The following is a 16,285-nucleotide window of genomic DNA, read 5'->3' as shown; positions in this document are numbered from 1 at the left end:
ACAGCTGTCACACCAACCGGAATCACGCCTACCGGAGGCGTGAGCTGCCGCGTCGGCGAATTAGAACAGATAGGACGTTCACCCAGCCCGGAAGACGACGCACGCATCACGAAACCTCCTCTGGAGCAGCTCGGTGCAGGCACCCGACGGCGCTGATCCGACCGCCCGAAACAGCAGGTCGAGCCCCTCCCGCTACGCAGATGCCCACACCAACCGCACCGGCACTCGACATCGAACGGCGCGCACCAGCGTCCCCTTTGGAAGCGGACGGCAGATTGCCCCGATTCGCCGGCGGTTGAGCGGTTGCACCGCCGGGAAACACTTTCGTCAAACGCATACCGCCCTGTCCATACCACTTGGACGATCACGGAGAAGACCACTTGGCGCGGCATCTAGATCTGTCAATTGACCGCGATTCACGCGAGACCCTGGCGGCGCAGCTCCGCAGCGCCGTCCGGCGACAGATCGAACAGGGCACGCTGCGCCCGGGTACCCGACTACCGTCGAGCCGTCAACTCGCCGCGGACCTCGGAGTGTCCCGCAGTGTGGCGGTCGAGACCTACGAACAGCTCTGCGCCGAGGGCTACCTCATCTCCCGGCGCGGCTCCGGCACGCTGGTGGCCGCCGCCGCCCGCGCCGAGGTCGGTTCCGCGCTGACCCCCAACGACCGGACCACCTCGGCCGAGGTCGTGGACCTGCGGACCGGCCGCTCGGACGTCTCCGCCTTCCCCCGCCAGGACTGGATCCGCTGCGTCAGCTCGGTGGTCAGCTCCGCCAGCCGACGGGAACTGGGCTACGGACCACCGTCGGGACTGCCCGCCGCCCGACACACCCTCGTCGGCTACCTGGGCAGGGTACGCGCCGTCCGCACCCGGCCCGAACATCTGATGATGACCTCCGGGTTCGCTCAGGGACTGGCGATCCTCTGTCGCGTGCTACGCGACGCCGGCCACGACATGCTGGGCGTGGAGGACCCGGGACACCCCGGCGAGTGGGAGTTCATCGCCGACGCCGGCCTGCGCCCGGTCGGGATTCCGGTCGACCGCGACGGCATCCGCGTCGACGACCTGGCTGCCAGCGACGTCCGAGCCGTACTCACCACACCGGCCAGCCAGTTCCCGACCGGAGCCGTGCTCAGCGCCAGGCGTCGGGAACAGCTGGTCGCCTGGGCCGCGGCGGTGGACGGCTACATCATCGAGGACGACTTCAACGCCGGATTCGTCGCGCCGGCCCAGCGGATGCCGGCCCTGCAGAGCCTCTCCCCCGCACGGGTGATCTACGCCGGCAGCGCCAGCAAGGTGCTCGCCCCCGCACTCCGGCTCGGCTGGATGGCCACCCCGCCCGCGCTGACCGGACCTGCCGAACGGATCCGCGCCAGCTGGGACATCGGCTGCTCCGGGCTCGAACAGCTCACCTTCGCGCGACTGATCGACATCGGCGCCTTCGATCGGCACCTGCGCCGGCTGCGCGCCGAAATCCAGGAGCGGCGGCTGGCCGTACACCACTTCGTGACCCGGCGCCTGCCCGGCGCCACCATGTCGGACGGGCAGAGCGGACCCCAGACCCACCTGCTGCTCCCGCGAGAATGCGCCGAGCAGGCCCTGGTCCAGGCCGCCCGACGCCACTCGGTGCTGGTACGCGGCGGACGCTACTACGCGGTGCGCGACGACGATCGGCCGCCGGCGCTGGTGATCGGCCACGCCGGGCTGCCCGGCACGACCCTGAACCGAGGGCTGGCCGCGATCGCAGCCGCGTACCGGGACGTGACCGTCCGTCCCCCTACCAGGGGCGCGGATCGGCTATAAGAGACGGATGGAGCTGCCCCTTACCTGGCCACCATGCCGATGCACACGATCACCGAGATGCATGGCTAGGCCGGGCTGCGGGAGCGGTTCCGCCTGGAGACCGAGGGGTTCGACGCCGACAGTCGACGACGCCTCGACGACGCCCTGGAGCTGGCCGCCCGGCTGCACCGCGACGACCGACGATCCCGGGAGCCGTACCTCAACCACCTGCTCCGGGTGGCGATCCGGATGCTGCACCACTACCAGGTACGCGACATCTACGTGATCGTCGCCGGCCTGCTGCACGACGCCGTCAAGGACCACCCCGCCGAACTGGCCGAACTGACCACCGCCCCCTCCGGCACCGACCTCTCCGGCACCGACCCGACGGCGGCGGCGCTCACCGAGCTCGCCGACCGTCTCGGTACCCGGGTGGCGCGGCTGGTCGCCGCCGTCACCAACCCACCGTGGGATCCGGGCCGGGACCGCCACGAGCAGTACCACGAGCACGTCGCGGCCAGCCTCGACCGGGGACCGTGGGCCCGGGCCATCAAGATCTCCGACTTCACCGACAACGGCGTCGGCGTGATCCACTCCGTCGGCCCGGAGGTCGAGTCGTCGGCCCGCAAGTACCGCCCCCTGGTACCCGTCTACCGCGACCTCGTCACCCGCGCCGACACCCCGCTCTCCGAGCAGGTGAAGCAGCACATCCTGGATCAGCTCGACCTGGCTGAGGAACGCTTCAGCGCCATCCTCGATCAGCCCGCCCACCCAGCCTGACCCGACTTCCCGGCCTGAGCCGACTTCCCGGCCTGAGCCGACCAGCCGGCCTGAGCCGGCCGAAGGTCACCGTTCGGACGGGACCCCGTGCGGCTTCCGTCCCTTGTCGAGCCGGCTCACCAGCAGCGCGACAAGCGCCTCATCCCGGTCGAGATAGCCGCCGATCATCCGGCTGGCGATGGTGTGCACCTCCTTGAGCACCCGCGCGAACTCGGCGTACGCGTCGAGCCGCCGCTCGTCCCAGCGCACCGTCTGGCTCCGCCGCCACCGCGACCGGTCGGTCAGCGACGTGGCGAGGATCGTGCCGACGGCACCGACCAGCACTCCCAGCAGCGCGGGCAACTGCCCGACGAGGTTCCCCATGCCCCAAGCCTTCCTAGCCACCGGCAACAGGCGCAGAGTCGGACTCACAGGTAGGTGAACCTGACCGGCTCCCCGAGCACGGCCGCAGCGGAGTCGGTGTCCGCCAGCCTTGCCGCGAGCGTCGCGGTCGCCAACCGGGCGGGAAGGGCGGCGCTGAACTTGAGTCCGGCGATGGCCTTGACGCTGACGTCCGGCAGACAAATTCGTTCCACGGCGTCCGCCGTGACCGTCCGCCACATGCCCCGATCCAGGTCGGGACGCAGCCGGATGGCCGAGTCGTCGAAACGCTGGGTCGGATTGGCCAGCTCACCAAGGGTGGCGACCAGGGTGGCGTTGGCGCGGAACCCGGCCCAGGTCCACCAGCGCACTTCGCCCTCGCCGTCACGGGCAACTACCGTGCCCGCCGGATGCACGCGAAAACTAGCTTCCGCACGTAGCTTGCCCAACCGATCGAGGGCCCGTTGGGTAAGCCTGACCGGTGGATCGGCACCCAGTAGCACGTCCCGCATGGATCGAACCAGCGCGTAGGACAATCCCTGCGGCGGGTTACCGGTCATCCAGAGCGCCTTCCCGCCGCCGTCGGCCGGTTCGACGAAACAGCGGCGTCGCTTCCAGTCGACGTAGGTGACCCGCCAACTGCGTCCGCCGAGCAGCAACAGCCGAGGACCATCGACCCGGGCCGTCAACAGAGCCGGATCGGTCCGACCGATTTCGGTACGACCGGAGAGCACGGTGAACTGCGGTGGTGCCGTGAAGACAGCGAGCATGTCCATGAAATGCCGATGACCGAACCTGAGTTCGGCCTCCGGTCCGATGAAGAGCATCCCCGAATCGGCGTCGAGATACCCGTGCTCGAGGAGGTGCCGCATGATGACGTCGGCACTCTTGTTGAACGGCGCAAGTCCGTTCCATTCCTCCGGCCAGAGCTGGTCGCCCAGTCGGTGTCGTTGCAACACCAGCGCGAGGATCTGTTGGGCCACGATGTGTCGTGGTTCCACTGGCGGTACGACGGCCTCCACCCAGCCTCGCTGCCATAGCCGCAACAGCCCGCTGGCGTGCAGCAGACCCCCACCGTCCAGAGCGAGGAAGAGACAGTTTCGGGTGCTGCCGCTCCGCCGGCCGGTCCGACCGATCCGCTGTAGAAAGGCGGCGACGCTACGGGGTGCGTCGATCTGAATGACCCGGTCCAGGTCGCCGACATCAATGCCCAGTTCGAGGGTGCTGGTCGCGACGATGACGCAGTCCCGCTCCTGCGCGAACGCCTCCTCCGCTCGTCGGCGCTCGTCGGCGGCGAGCGACGCGTGGGACAGGAAGGTCCTCACACCGAGTTCGCGCAGGCGCTGACCGAGATCCTCGACGAGCGCCCGCGAGTCACAGAACACCAGCCGCTTTTCCCCACGATGCAGGGCAGCGATCACCCGGGCTGCATTGTGAACGGAACCCACATAGTCCAGCTCGATGTCGCTGGATGGACCGGAAGGTGCAGCCACGCCGCCCACCACGCCTGGGGCGACGACCCGCGCGTGTCGGTGGTCGCGGCCCGACCCCTGCAGCCAGGACAACAGGTCATCGGGGTTACCGACAGTCGCGGACAGCCCGATCCGCTGAACCGGCCGCCCGGCCACTCGACTCAGGCGTTCGAGCACGGCCAGCAGGTGCCAACCGCGGTCGTCACCTGCGAAGGCATGCACCTCGTCGACCACGACCGCACGCAGGTGCCGAAAGAACTCCTCATGGTCGACGGCCATGCTGACCAGCATCGACTCAAGCGACTCCGGGGTGGTCAGGAGCACGTCTGGTCGATCGCGGAGGATCTTGCGTCGCTGTCCCATGGTCACATCGCCATGCCACAGCGCTGCCCGCCGCCCCAACCAACCGGTGTAGTGCTCGACTCGTGGCAGCAGATTGTTGAGCAGCGCCTTCAGCGGGCAGACGTACAACACACTGGTCCCCGACCAGTTCTCTTTCGCCATGCGGGACAGCACCGGAAACATCGCGGCCTCGGTCTTGCCGCCGGCTGTCGGCGCGAGCAGCAGCGCGTCGTAACCGTCGAGCAGCGGCTGCACGGCCGCCTCCTGCAGCGGCCGCAGCGCCGACCACTGCAACGAGTTCACCACATGGTGCAGCACGACCGGATGCAACTGTTCGGAGGACATCTAGACGTCCAGGATAAGGTCGCTGGCGCTGGTGGCATTGCGCTCGACGTCTGTCATCTCGGTGGCGGTGAGGGTGAGCGCATAGTGCTGTCGCGGGTCGAAGTCGACGAACTGGTCGACCCGGTCGAGCACCTCCCCCACGAGCTTCTTGAGGAATAGACGCGGTGCGATGCCCACCTTGCCACCCAACCCGCCCGCGACGGCTTGCGCCAGGTCACGAAGGTAGCCGTCGTCAACCAGGGCCTGCACCCGAGCCTGCTCTGCGGATCCGTCGGCGTACAGGTCCCGCACCCGCCCGCCCAGTTCGACGAGGGAGTCGACGGTGAACCCGGGCAGGCGAATCTGCACGGCGCGCGGGTTGTCGAACCGCGCGTCGGTCGTGAAGTCGACCGCGAGTCGCTGGGCCAGCGGGGCGAGCCGCTGCACCCCTTGCGGCCCGTCGTAGAAGGCCGGCGTACCGGTGACGACCAGGTACAGCCCGGGGAACCGACCGGAATGCACCTCGTCGAGCAGTTGGCGAAGCGCGTTGAGTGCCTTGTCCCGAGCGTCGGAGCGGACCCGCTGCAGTGTCTCCACCTCGTCGAGGACCAGCAACAGACCCGGGTGACCACTGTCGCGCAGCACCGCCAGCAGACCCTGCAGGAAGCTGAGCGCCGCGAAGTGGTCAAGATCACCGCGCACGCCAGCGACCCGCCGGGCGGAGGCGGCGACGTGGGGCTGACCGCCCAACCAGGCGAGCACGGCGTCAGCGGTGGCCGGATCACCGCCGAGCGCGGCGGCCCGATAGCCACGCAGCGCGGCGGCGAACGCCGGTGCGCTGCGGCTGACCCCCGCCAGCCGCTGGTTTAGCAGCATGCCGACCGCCTTGTCGAGGGCCTCGGCATCGTCCGCCGCCAGCTCCCCGGCCGCGAGGACGTCTTCTTCCAGGGCGTAGAACCAGCCGTCGACGACCGGCCGCAGCGCGCTCGGCGGAAACGTCGCGGTGGTCAGCCTCTCGGTCAGCCGCCGGTAGACCGTCTCCAGCTTGTGCAGCGGCGTCTCGTTCTCCGAGATCTGCACCTCGGCGGTGGCGAAGTTGGCTCGCTTCGCCTGCTCCGCGATCCACCGGGTGAAGAAGGTCTTTCCCGAGCCGTATTCGCCCCGAACGGCCTTAAACACCGAGCCGCTCGCGGCGACAGTGACCAGGTCCTCTCCCACTGCGGTCACGAACCGGTCCAGCCCGACGGCGAAGAGATCCAGGCCGGCCGCGGGGACGACACCCCGACGTAGTGCGTCGATTACCTCCCGTCGCCGTGCCGGACTGACGCCGCTCACGGGGCACCTGCCGGCAGCCCGAACTGGGTACGTAGCAGTGCGATGTCCAGTCGCACGGTGCGCCCGTCGTCGATCTGCGACAGGACCTGATAGTTGTCCACATTGAAGATCCGCTGCAGGGTGTTCACGAAGCCGCCTGCTCGTGCCGGCAGCTCGCCGGCTCGCTGTGCCAGCACCACGGTCGACAGCACGCCCTTCGCGTCGACCAACGCCCGGGTGGCCGCCTCGATCTTGCCGATGTCGACTCTGCGTGGAGTCAGTGCGTGCTGCGCCTGGAAAAGCTCGGTGGCGAGCAATGCCGTCACCAGATCGCTGCCACCGGCCGCTGGCGCCACGGGGGAAGCCGGCATCGACTCCGGTACGTCGAAGAGCGCCTCCCCGACGACGGGCGGTGCCTTCCGACGCGGCTTTGGCGCAGGCACCGGGGCGGCCGGGGCGACGACGGGCAATGCCGGTGACGCCGGTTCCCACCACTCGGGCCGCCGGTCCTGCACCGGCGCCCACCCTTTCGGGACGTCGGTGACATTGGGTACGAGGTACGCCAGTAGCGGAATGGTGACCTCCGCCAGGGCCGCGCCGCCGTGATACCCCGCCCTGCTGGGTCGGTAGCGCCGCAACGGATCCCAGAGCGCGATGATCCGCTGGTTTTCGGCGACTACCCGCGCACCGGCCAGTTCCACCTCACCGGGCCCTACCGGGCCCGCTCCGGTCCGGTGGCGCGCCGACGCGGCATCGGCGGCCTTGACGAGTTCGCCGCCACGATCGAGCACGTGCCCGTGATCGCTGGTGATGATGACCGCCCGGCCGGATGCCCGGGCGAGGTCGAGCAGGCTGCGCAGAAAGCCGAGGTCGCTGAGCTGCCAGCCGGCCTCGTCGCCCTCACGGCCATGGGCCAGCGACTCGTCCACCGTGTTGATGACCACGGCAACCAGGCGACCCGGGTCGGCCATCGTCTCGGCGAGTTCGCCGGCCAGGACCTCACCTGCCCCGCCTCGGGCCGGCCCCTTGTGGAAGATTCGGGCCCCGGCACCCCAACGACCCTGGTCGAACATCTGCTTCTCGGTTCTCTGTGTGCCGACGCGCAGGGCTCCGGCAAAGAGAGAGGTCCGGGAGACGGCGGTCAGGGTGGGCAGCGCCGCCACCATGGCACGGCGTCGGCCGACACCCGCACCGGCTAGCGGGTCGTACTCGACCCAGTGCTGTGACAGCTCCTCAGCCAACTCGACGGCGACCGCCGCGCTCATTCCGTCGAGGACGACGACCAGGACCGGCCGCTCAGCACGGACCAGCGGGTCGATGACGCGCGGCAGCAGGTTCTCAACCGTCAGCAGCTCGCCGTCGTTGCCCGGCCCGGCGGGCGCCCAGGCGGCGAGCCGGTTGGCGAAGGCGCCGTCGAGTTCTCGACGCCGCTGCTGCGCCCGCACGAAGACCGCACGAAATGCACGCTGCAACTCCGGGTGGGCGTCGTCGCCCGCCCAGACATGGTTCAACGCACGGTCGACCCAGCCCCAATCGGCGATCTGCCACCGCATTCCCTCGGCGACGCTGGCGGGGGCCTCAACCTCGGTGCTGAGCCACCGCACGAGCCGCTGCGCCATCCGTACCCGCAGTACCCGCTCCGACTCCACCTCGGCCAACCGGTGTGCGGCAAGGTCGTCGACCACCGCGTCCAGGCCGGGACTTGCGAGGCCGTCCATCAGCGCTTGCGCCGCCGCGCCCAGTCGCCGGGTGAGACCGGTCCGGAGGATCTGGCTGTGACCCACGCTGCCGGCCGCACTGAACTGGGTGACCAGTTGCTCGGCCCGGTCCAGCAGCGCATGCCCTTGCCGGCGGATCTGCTTGTCCCGGTCGGCCAACATCACGCCGACCAACTGCACCGCCGCGTCGGCGAGCCCGCGTACGACGGTGTCGTCGTCGAGACCGCCGAAGTACTGGTCGATACGCCCCTGCCCGCGTACCGCCTCGGGGCTGTCGGTGCTCCAGAGCGCGTCGCAGACCAAGCCGAGCGGCAGCGCGTCGGCACCACGACCCACATCGACGAGTGCGAAGATCGCACGGGCTGGCCGGCCGAACCGTTCGACCAACCAACGGGCCAGTCCGTCGCGCTCCTCCGTCCGGAGCAGACCGAACGCCTCGACCGCTCCGGGCTCGACGCTCCACCGCAGCAGGGTCGTCACGTCGAGGTCGTCGGGTCCGTCGCCCCGCCGGTCCAGGCCGAGTCGCACGGCGGAGAGGTGGCGCAGGGCGACGTCCCGGGTGAGCACCATGGTGGCCAGACGCGGCCAGCCGGCCGGGGGCATCGCGTCCAGGAGCGCCGGGCCGGCCCAACGGTCGCGCTCCAGTGCGACGTCGGGCACCTGCGCGCCGAACGCGTCGACGACCAGATCCCAGGGCTCGACGGTGATCACCCCTTGCCGGAAGATCCGGCTACGTATCCCGTGTCCGAGGCTCGTTTCGGGGATGTCGGCGAGTAGCACCAGCACCTCCTCGTCGCGGTCGGCGACGAGGAGCTCCCAGATGGCAAGCGGCGAGACGCACGGCACGACGCGGGCCTGCCGCCCGCCGGGCAACACCAGCACCGGGTCGTGCGACCAGACCGGCTCCGCGGCGACAACCATGACCGGGTATGCATCGCCGTTGCGGTGCCGTTCGAGCTGCTGGGTCACCTTCTGGGTGAGCGCCACCGGATTGATTCGCAACACCTGGGTGGGAGCGGGCGCCTGAGTCACGACACGATTCTCCAGCTCACCTCTACGGTGGCGTCACCGTGTGCTTCCGCGAACTTGCGTAGGTCGGCTACCACCTCGTCCAGACCGCTCAGCCGCACCTGACGGGTACCTCCGGGTGCCGCGCCGCCAGCAGCGCCGGCACCGGAACCACCTCCGCTGCTTGTCCCCTGACCGCCAGCACCACCGCCCTTGCCCGACTCGCCTCCCGAACCGCCACCTGTGACCGCGCGGATCAGGTCCGTCGCGTCGGTCTGCGCCCGCTTGATAGCCGGAGCCAGCGGAACCGTCAGCTCGTCTGCCTGCGCGACCCGCCGGAGTTCGGCCACGATCGCGGTGCCCCGGGCCAGGTGAGGCTCGGCAAGGCCGGCGACGATCTCGAAGGTGTCCCACGGCGCGGCGGCCAGCGCCGAGGTCACCTGCGCAGCGCTGCTGATACTCCTGCCGGTCCGGTCGGCCGGTCCCGCCAGCTCGGCCCGCGCCAGCCGCTCAATCGTCTCCATCGGCGACCCCCCGGTCGCCAGCGCCTCGAGCAGGTCGGCTGCCGCACGAGCCGTAGCGAGGCGGCCCGTCTCGCGGTCGAACCGTAGCCAGTCGGCGTGCTCGTCGAGCTGGCGGACAAGCTGGTGCGCGGCATCGCGATGCCGGGACGCCGCAGTGGCGAGGTCCCGGGCGAAGAGCGCGACCAACCGGCCACGGCGCAGGGCCAGCGGCTGAAATCCGAAGATCGCGACGGCGCGTGTCCGGGCCAGCTCCCAGTCGTTTGCTCCGGGCAGACTATCCTCGCGCAGGGTGTGCCCGGCGGTGATCCGGCCCGGCTCCGGTGCCGGCGTCAGAGCGCTGCCATGCAGGTGGAAGGCCCGGTCGGTCTGCTCGGCGAAGGTTGCCACGACCAGTTGGGCGACGATCTCCTCCAGGCCGCGGGGCTTCGGCACGTCGATCCAGCGCAGCAGGTCGGCGACCCGCAGCTCACCGGTGATGCCCTCGCTCGCCGCCTGCTGCTGGAAGTGCTGAACCCACTCCCCCTCGATGACGAACGCCGCCTCGTGCATCGTGCCGAGCCGCAGTGGGTTGGCGATCCGCCGCATGGTCTGCCGGTGAACACGATCCACCTCGACCCGCCCTTCGGGCGCCTCTACCGCCCGTTGGACGTATCCGAACACCGTTCTGACGTCCGACAACCGGACCGGGTCGCCCTTGCGGTCCGGATCGAAGTCTGGGTGGGCGGGGTAATGCTGGGTGAGCATCTGGTCGCCGAGGCCGCGCAGCGCGTCGTTGAAGGTGGCGCCCATCGGCAACTTCGGCTCCAGCGCCCGGGTCAGTGAATGCAGGTGGTCGTCGAAGCCGAGCTGCACGTCGATCGGCTGCTTCGCGGCCAGCCCGTACGCCTGACGCAGCACCCCCTGCATCTTGGCCAGCAGCGCGCTGCGCTGGTTGGTGAGCGCAGCGTGGGCCCGCCGCCGGTCGTCAGGGTTGAGATGCTCGGCGTGGCTGTCGAACCGCTGCCCCTCGAGTAGCTTGTCGATGATCACGAGCTTGCCCAGCTCGTTGCGGCGCTCCACAGTCAGCGCGGCCGGAATCCAGCAGACGGTGCGCGCATGCATCCGGCCGGTCAGCTCCTGCACCCTCTGCCGGTCGTCGGCCGGCCCGTGGCTACCGTCGTCGAACGGGTAGTCGACGATCATGCGCCAGCCGGCCGGATCGCTCGGATGGAACGCCTCGTCGCGGATGTCGTTGGAGTCGCGGACATTGCCGTAGACCAGCTCGACGACCCGCCGGCTGCCTCGCCAGGTCAGTCCGGCCTCGGCGAAGAACGAGTCGCTCCACGGCACACCGAGCTGCTGCCACAACAACCGATGGACGATGTGCTTGCGGGCACCCTCGTTGTCGTAGTGCTTGGCGGTGGCCAGCACACTGTCGACGTCCACGCCGACCAGTTCCAACGACACCACCGGGTCGTCGCCCTCCCCGATGCGGATTTCGGCGAACTGGCCGGCCCAGTCGGCGAGCTTGCGCGCCACCTGTGCCACCTCACCGCCGGGGATCGGGCTGGTGATGCTGCCATGGTTGAGCGCGGACAGCCGGCGTGCGGTGAGGTTGCGCAACGCCGGCACGCTGGGGGCCAGGGCGGCGAGCAGCAGTGTCTTCATCAGCCGGTCGTCGCCGGTGAAGGCACGAAGCCGCCCGGCCGACTCCGCAGCCACCGGCAGGCCCCGCCGGGCCGCGTCCAGGTCGTCCTCGGTGAGGGCGTACTGGCCGAGCAGATGCGGCCTCAGCTTCACGCCGTACAGCTTCTGGGCCATCTCGAATTCGACCTTGAGCTTCTCGGTGAAGGGCTGGTCGCCGCCGCCGCTGATCACGTCGTAGAGATCACCGAGCGGGACGAGCTGACCCAGGCGTAGCGAGTCACGCCGGTCGACCATGAGCTGACGCATCAGCTTCAGCGCGGTACGGGAGCGTTGCAGCGCGCTGGAGACGTGCACCAGGGTCGAGATGAAGGCCGGGCTGAACGGATAGGTCGATCGGAATGCATCGATGTCGGCACCACTGCCGGTGTCGGTGCCGAGTAGCGTGTCGAAGACCTCCCGGCGTACCTTGGTGGTGCTCTCGAAGGCGCGTGAGATCGCCTCGCCGGCCTCGGTGGTGAGGGGTTTGAGCAGCCGACGGCGGGCGATCTCGGGGAGGTTGCGGTCCTCCAGATTGATCACGTCGAATCGGCCACTGGCCAGGTTGAGGGTGTCCTGGTAGCCCAGCTCGTTCGCGCCGACTACCTCCTCGCCGACAAGTTCGCGCAGGTCCCGCTGGCGGGCGATGAAGCTGACCACCGGGATGGCCCGGCGGGTGTCGCCGCCCTCGACGAAATTGGTGATCTTCTGAATTTCCCGGGACACGAACTGCTGGTCGCCGATGGAGTTGGCCAGCCAGAGGATCAGCTCGTCGAGGAAGAGGATCAGCCCGTGGTAGCCGAGTTCCTTGGCGTGCCGGCTGATCTCGGTCAAGCCCCGGTCGAGCGAGACAAACGCCTCGGCGTCCTCCCGGGCGTTGCTGAAGAAGCCCTTGTTCCAACTGGTCAGCAGGTCGTTGACCAGCTTGCGGCGCAGCTCGTCAGAGTACGACCCGGCGAAAGCCGAATCCAGCCGCTCGGACGTCCAGAAGGTGTCGCTGTCGCCCCACTCGTCCTCGACATCGCCGCCGGGCAGCCCGGCGAGGAACTGCACATCGCCGATCTTCTCCCGCAGCGACGCGGCCTGCTCCAGCAGCGCGTCGGTGCGGTGCACCGCCGGGATGGACGCTTCCGGGTGCAGCAGCCGAACCCGGTCGACGTAGCCGCCGAGCACCCGCTGCTCCAGCGAGCGGGCGTCGAGCAGGTGGTACGGGATGAGCAGGAACTTCCGGCCATCCAGCCAGACGCTGTGCTTCGCGACCAGCGGGGCCAGCTCGTCCCTGCCGCGGGCCGCCGACTCGCCGCGTAGCAGCGCATGCAGCACCGCCATGAAGTGCGACTTGCCGGAGCCGAAGGAGCCGTGCAGGTAGGCGGCCTTGGACGCCTGACCCTCGACCGCGGAGCGGATCAGCCCGAGCGCCTCGTCGAAGTTACCCAGCAGCCGATCAGTAATGACATAGTCACGCAAGGTCGCACCGGCGTCGGCTACGCCGTCTGCGAGCTTGAGCACGAAGTCGCTGGTGCTCGTCCGCTCCGGAATGTCGATGAACTCCCGGAGCAGCGGCGCGGGGCTGGGCGAAGACATGCCGAACACCGTACCGACCAGTGCCAGGCGGGTCCGGGTAGGCGCGAAAGCCGGACCGCAGATCGAACTTCTCGGCCGATGCGACACGACTAGACATGGCGCTGAGACGGTATTCGGCAGTCACAGAACGCCCGATCATGGGGTGGACAGGCTGATACACGGCACGGTAGGACATCAGTCGGGCTTGCCTTTGGGACGCCTGCCGCTTTGCCCTGCGGCCGGACAGCGTGTCCGTGAACCACCTGAGCCGGGCTTCGCATTCACCCAGTACCAGTGGCAACGAAGAGGTTGGCTGATGCACGTCGACAGGATCGAACGATCCATCGGAAAACTGATCGACGAGATCTCGAACGCCGAAATCCTGCTTCCTGAGATCCAGCGGGAGTATGTCTGGAAGCCGACACAAGTCGCCAAGCTGATGGACTCCATCTATCGGGGCTACCCGTTCGGCTCGCTGCTGTTCTGGGAGACCGACGATGCGCCCGAGACCCGGGACATGTCCGTGAGCGGGCCCGAACCGGTACCGTCCAAGCCTCCTCTGTTCCTCCTCGACGGCCAACAGCGGCTGACGTCCCTACACCGGGTGTTCACCGACCACCCCGACGCGCAGGTCGTCTTCCACGTGGAGAACCAGAAGTTCCAGAACCAGAGTGCAGCGACCCGACGCGACCCGAAGTGGGTCAAGGTGGCGGACGTGCTCGATCCAAAGGCCAGCATGTTGCGCCTGACGCAACGGCTGCTCGACGCGGGCTCCATTCTCGAAGATCATGAAATCGAGGATCGGCTCGGCCGAATCAAGCAGTTGCGCAACCGGCACTTCGTCATGGAGGTCCTCAAGGGCTCCCCGTACGAGGAGGTTGCAGAGATCTTCGTCCGGGTCAACAGCGGTGGCCGCCGACTCGGCACCCTCGACCTGGCAATGGCGACCTTGTCAACCCGCTGGAAGGGTGTGCTGACCAAGCTCCAGGATGAATCGCAACATTGGCTGGGCCATGGCTACGGGCACATCGACGTCAACTTCCTGTCGCGAGCCCTAGCGGGTGTAGTGCTCGGTCGTGGTCTTTCGGTGTGGTCCCACAGCAAGCTGCGGCAGACCGGAGACGCCGAACTCGAACGCGGCTGGGAGGTAGTCAAGCGCGGCCTGCGACGTCTGATCCCGCTGTTGGAGCACGAGCTGAAGCTGACCCGGTCGGATCCGTTGCCCTCGATGATCGTGCTGATCCCGCTGGTCGTGCTCCTCGGTGAGCGCACCGAGGACAGGGTCGACCAGAAGACCTCGAACGGCATTATCTACTGGCTCCTGCTCGCCACCATCCGGACCCGCTACAGCGGCTCCACCGACACCAGGCTGAGCCAGGACATTCGATCAGCCCGTCAGCCCGACCCGGTCCGGGCGCTTCTCGAGGGTCTCAGCGTAGAAAACTCCCGTGCCGAGGTTACCGAACGAGCACTTCGAGGGCGGACGAAGGAAAGTCCCTACTTCTTCCTCAGCCTGCTCGTGGCCAGAGCACGCGGCGCCCGCGACTGGTGGTACGGCACCGACATCCTTCCGGACACGGAGGACGCTCCGAAGCTGGAACACCACCACGTCCACCCGCCATCGACGCTCGACGGCCTCCGCTTTGACAAGGCCATGGTCAACGACTTGGCCAACCTGGTCTTTATCTCCGCACAAGCCAGCAAGAGGATCAACGGCCGAAGTCCGATCGAGTACTTCCCCGCTCTGCGGGAAGACGAGCTGACGGAACACCTCGTGCCACTGGGCGAGGCGCTGCGCAGCCCGGACGGGTACCCCCGCTTCCTGGATGCTCGACGTCATCTCCTCGCCGAGGCGATGAACGCTCTGCTGGACCGATTCCGCCCCGCCTACTTGAACGAGGTGCCGGTCGAGAACGCCGATCCAAGTGCTGGGCTCTCGCTGGATCTCGCGCTGTACGGCAGCCTCCGCGATGGCGGCCGGATCGTGTTCACCGCGTCCGGCGACGGCATCTCCTGGGTGGGCTGGGCCGGCATGGCCGAGTTGGACAGTTCGATCGAGTCCGCCCGGATCGCTGGCATCGACAGCGACGTCACGATCGCTGGCGAGTCCGTCCCAGTCGAGATGATCGAAGACTCCCTGCAGGTCACGGGGCCGGCAGCGACTCACCGACGTCACAGTGCTGCGGCGGCTGGCAGCGCTCTTCGACATCCCGCCCGAACTCTTCGGCCTCGCGGACATGAACGGCCCCGCAACCCACCAATCCGCTGCGACGATCGATAGGGTGCGCGGTATAACAGCGCGGCGCGAGGTGGGAGAGGATTCGGTGCGACGGCGTGAGGTGCTCGGCGGACTGGCCGGCCTGGTCGGCTCTACGCTCACCGTGGGCACGCCGGCATCGGCCCCGCCACCCGACCGGGTAGTAACCAGCCTCGAGGACGTCCTCCTCGGTCACTGCACGCCACCGACCAGCCTGATCGACTCTGACTGGCTGCGGACCATGCTCGCCCACGCCTGGTCCGACTTTCGTGCGTGCCGCTACGCCAGGCTGTCAGCCCGGCTGCCGCAATTGGTTTCGGCAGCAACCGCCAGCCATTCGATGGCGACCGCTGGACAGCGTCCGAGTGCCGCCGCCACACTTGCCCGGACGTATCACCTGACCACTCAGGTACTGGTCAAGCTGCACGAGGACGGAATGGCCTGGTCGACGATGGACCGCGCCAGACATGCGACCCGGGAGGCGGACGATCCGCTGCTGTACGCCGAGACGGCGCGCATGACCGCGATCGTGCTACGGCGCACCCGTCACGGGCAACGCGCCCAGCAGGCCCTGATCGGCGCGGCACAGGTCCTCGACGAATCGACCCGGCTCAGATCAGCTCAACAGGCTGCCGCCTATGGACGGCTGTTGGCGACGGCCGCGTACACGGCCGCGCTCGCGGATCGCCGAGACACCGCAAGGGAGTTGCTGCACGAGGCCGACGAGGCAGGGCGTCGCAGTGGCACCCGCAACGGGTTCGCCGATGTCGACGTGATGCTCTACCGGATCGGTGTCGCCCGGGCGCTCAATGACTTCGGATCAGCAGTGCAGTACGCCCGCGAACTGCGGCCCGTTCAGCTGGGCACCGTCGAGCGACGCGCCCGCTACTGGGAGGACTATGCGCTCGCGTTGCATGGGCGCGGGGCGTACGCGGAGTCGTTCCGAGCGCTACTGGCCGCCGAGCGGATCGCGCCGCAGGAGGTTCGCTACCGCCCATGGGCGCAGCACCTCACCGTCGCTCTGCTCAACGCCGACCGCCGGCGAGCGCTGCCCGAGCTGCAGGGCTTCGCTGCCCGTATCGGCACGCCGCTGTAGAGCTCCCCGCAACGGCTCGACGTCCAAGGCGAGCACGCACCCGAATTTTCCACGCTGCCGATGTGGGCCACGCGGTCAGAG

9 protein-coding genes are annotated in these 16,285 nt (G+C 68.7%); 4 read left to right on the top strand and 5 right to left on the bottom strand.

Annotation, left to right across the window (positions count from 1 at the left end; genetic code table 11):
• The first annotated feature begins 380 nt into the window (after positions 1 to 380).
• On the top strand, positions 381 to 1,805 hold the full coding sequence (locus ACFHWY_RS18305) for a PLP-dependent aminotransferase family protein (RefSeq protein ID WP_416581417.1): 1,425 nt from the start codon (positions 381 to 383) through the stop codon (positions 1,803 to 1,805).
• A gap of 75 nt (positions 1,806 to 1,880) precedes the next feature.
• A complete protein-coding gene (locus tag ACFHWY_RS18300) occupies positions 1,881 to 2,564 on the top strand; it encodes an HD domain-containing protein (RefSeq protein WP_416581446.1) in 684 nt (227 codons plus the stop codon).
• Between the two features lie 66 nt (positions 2,565 to 2,630).
• Here the strand turns inward: ACFHWY_RS18300 and ACFHWY_RS18295 are convergent, their stop codons facing one another.
• From ACFHWY_RS18295 to pglY, 5 genes are read right to left on the bottom strand one after another with little or no spacing between them, the layout of a single operon-like run.
• Entirely contained in the window at positions 2,631 to 2,927 is a 297-nt protein-coding gene (locus ACFHWY_RS18295; RefSeq protein WP_416581416.1) for a hypothetical protein, read from the bottom strand.
• Positions 2,928 to 2,971: 44 nt separating this feature from the next.
• Positions 2,972 to 5,083 carry a DEAD/DEAH box helicase gene (locus ACFHWY_RS18290; protein WP_416581415.1) on the bottom strand — a complete coding sequence of 704 codons (2,112 nt, stop codon included), beginning with the start codon at positions 5,081 to 5,083 and terminating at the stop codon, positions 2,972 to 2,974.
• Positions 5,084 to 6,397: a BREX system ATP-binding protein BrxD gene (gene brxD, locus ACFHWY_RS18285; protein WP_416581414.1), complete on the bottom strand. Its 1,314-nt coding sequence runs from the start codon at positions 6,395 to 6,397 to the stop codon at positions 5,084 to 5,086.
• The gene (gene pglZ, locus ACFHWY_RS18280; RefSeq protein WP_416581413.1) at positions 6,394 to 9,126 is read right to left on the bottom strand and encodes a BREX-2 system phosphatase PglZ; all 2,733 of its coding nucleotides are present in this window, start codon (positions 9,124 to 9,126) and stop codon (positions 6,394 to 6,396) included. Before pglZ ends, brxD begins: the two co-directional genes overlap by 4 nt.
• Complete coding sequence (gene pglY / locus ACFHWY_RS18275; protein WP_416581412.1) at positions 9,123 to 12,872, bottom strand: BREX-2 system ATPase PglY; 3,750 nt, start codon at positions 12,870 to 12,872, stop codon at positions 9,123 to 9,125. The genes pglZ and pglY overlap by 4 nt, the downstream gene beginning before the upstream one ends.
• A gap of 295 nt (positions 12,873 to 13,167) precedes the next feature.
• On the opposite strand from pglY, the gene ACFHWY_RS18270 reads away from it, so the two are divergent.
• Both ACFHWY_RS18270 and ACFHWY_RS18265 read left to right on the top strand, forming a co-directional pair.
• The gene (locus ACFHWY_RS18270) at positions 13,168 to 15,132 is read left to right on the top strand and encodes a GmrSD restriction endonuclease domain-containing protein (RefSeq protein WP_416581411.1); all 1,965 of its coding nucleotides are present in this window, start codon (positions 13,168 to 13,170) and stop codon (positions 15,130 to 15,132) included.
• A gap of 43 nt (positions 15,133 to 15,175) precedes the next feature.
• On the top strand, positions 15,176 to 16,204 hold the full coding sequence (locus ACFHWY_RS18265) for a hypothetical protein (protein ID WP_416581410.1): 1,029 nt from the start codon (positions 15,176 to 15,178) through the stop codon (positions 16,202 to 16,204).
• Positions 16,205 to 16,285: the final 81 nt, after the last annotated feature.

Source organism: Micromonospora sp. LOL_024 (assembly GCF_048060415.1).
In the GTDB taxonomy this organism is placed as follows: Bacteria; Actinomycetota; Actinomycetes; order Mycobacteriales; family Micromonosporaceae; genus Micromonospora.
The sequence above is the reverse complement of the archived record's forward strand: the minus strand, read 5'-3'. Positions and strand labels throughout refer to the sequence as shown.

Coding starts and splice junctions, on each gene's coding strand:
- ACFHWY_RS18295 (WP_416581416.1), bottom strand. CDS start 2,927: ATGGGGAACCTCGTCGGGCAGTTGCCCGCGCTGCTGGGAGTGCTGGTC.
- ACFHWY_RS18290 (WP_416581415.1), bottom strand. CDS start 5,083: ATGTCCTCCGAACAGTTGCATCCGGTCGTGCTGCACCATGTGGTGAAC.
- pglY (WP_416581412.1), bottom strand. CDS start 12,872: ATGTCTTCGCCCAGCCCCGCGCCGCTGCTCCGGGAGTTCATCGACATT.
- ACFHWY_RS18270 (WP_416581411.1), top strand. CDS start 13,168: ATGCACGTCGACAGGATCGAACGATCCATCGGAAAACTGATCGACGAG.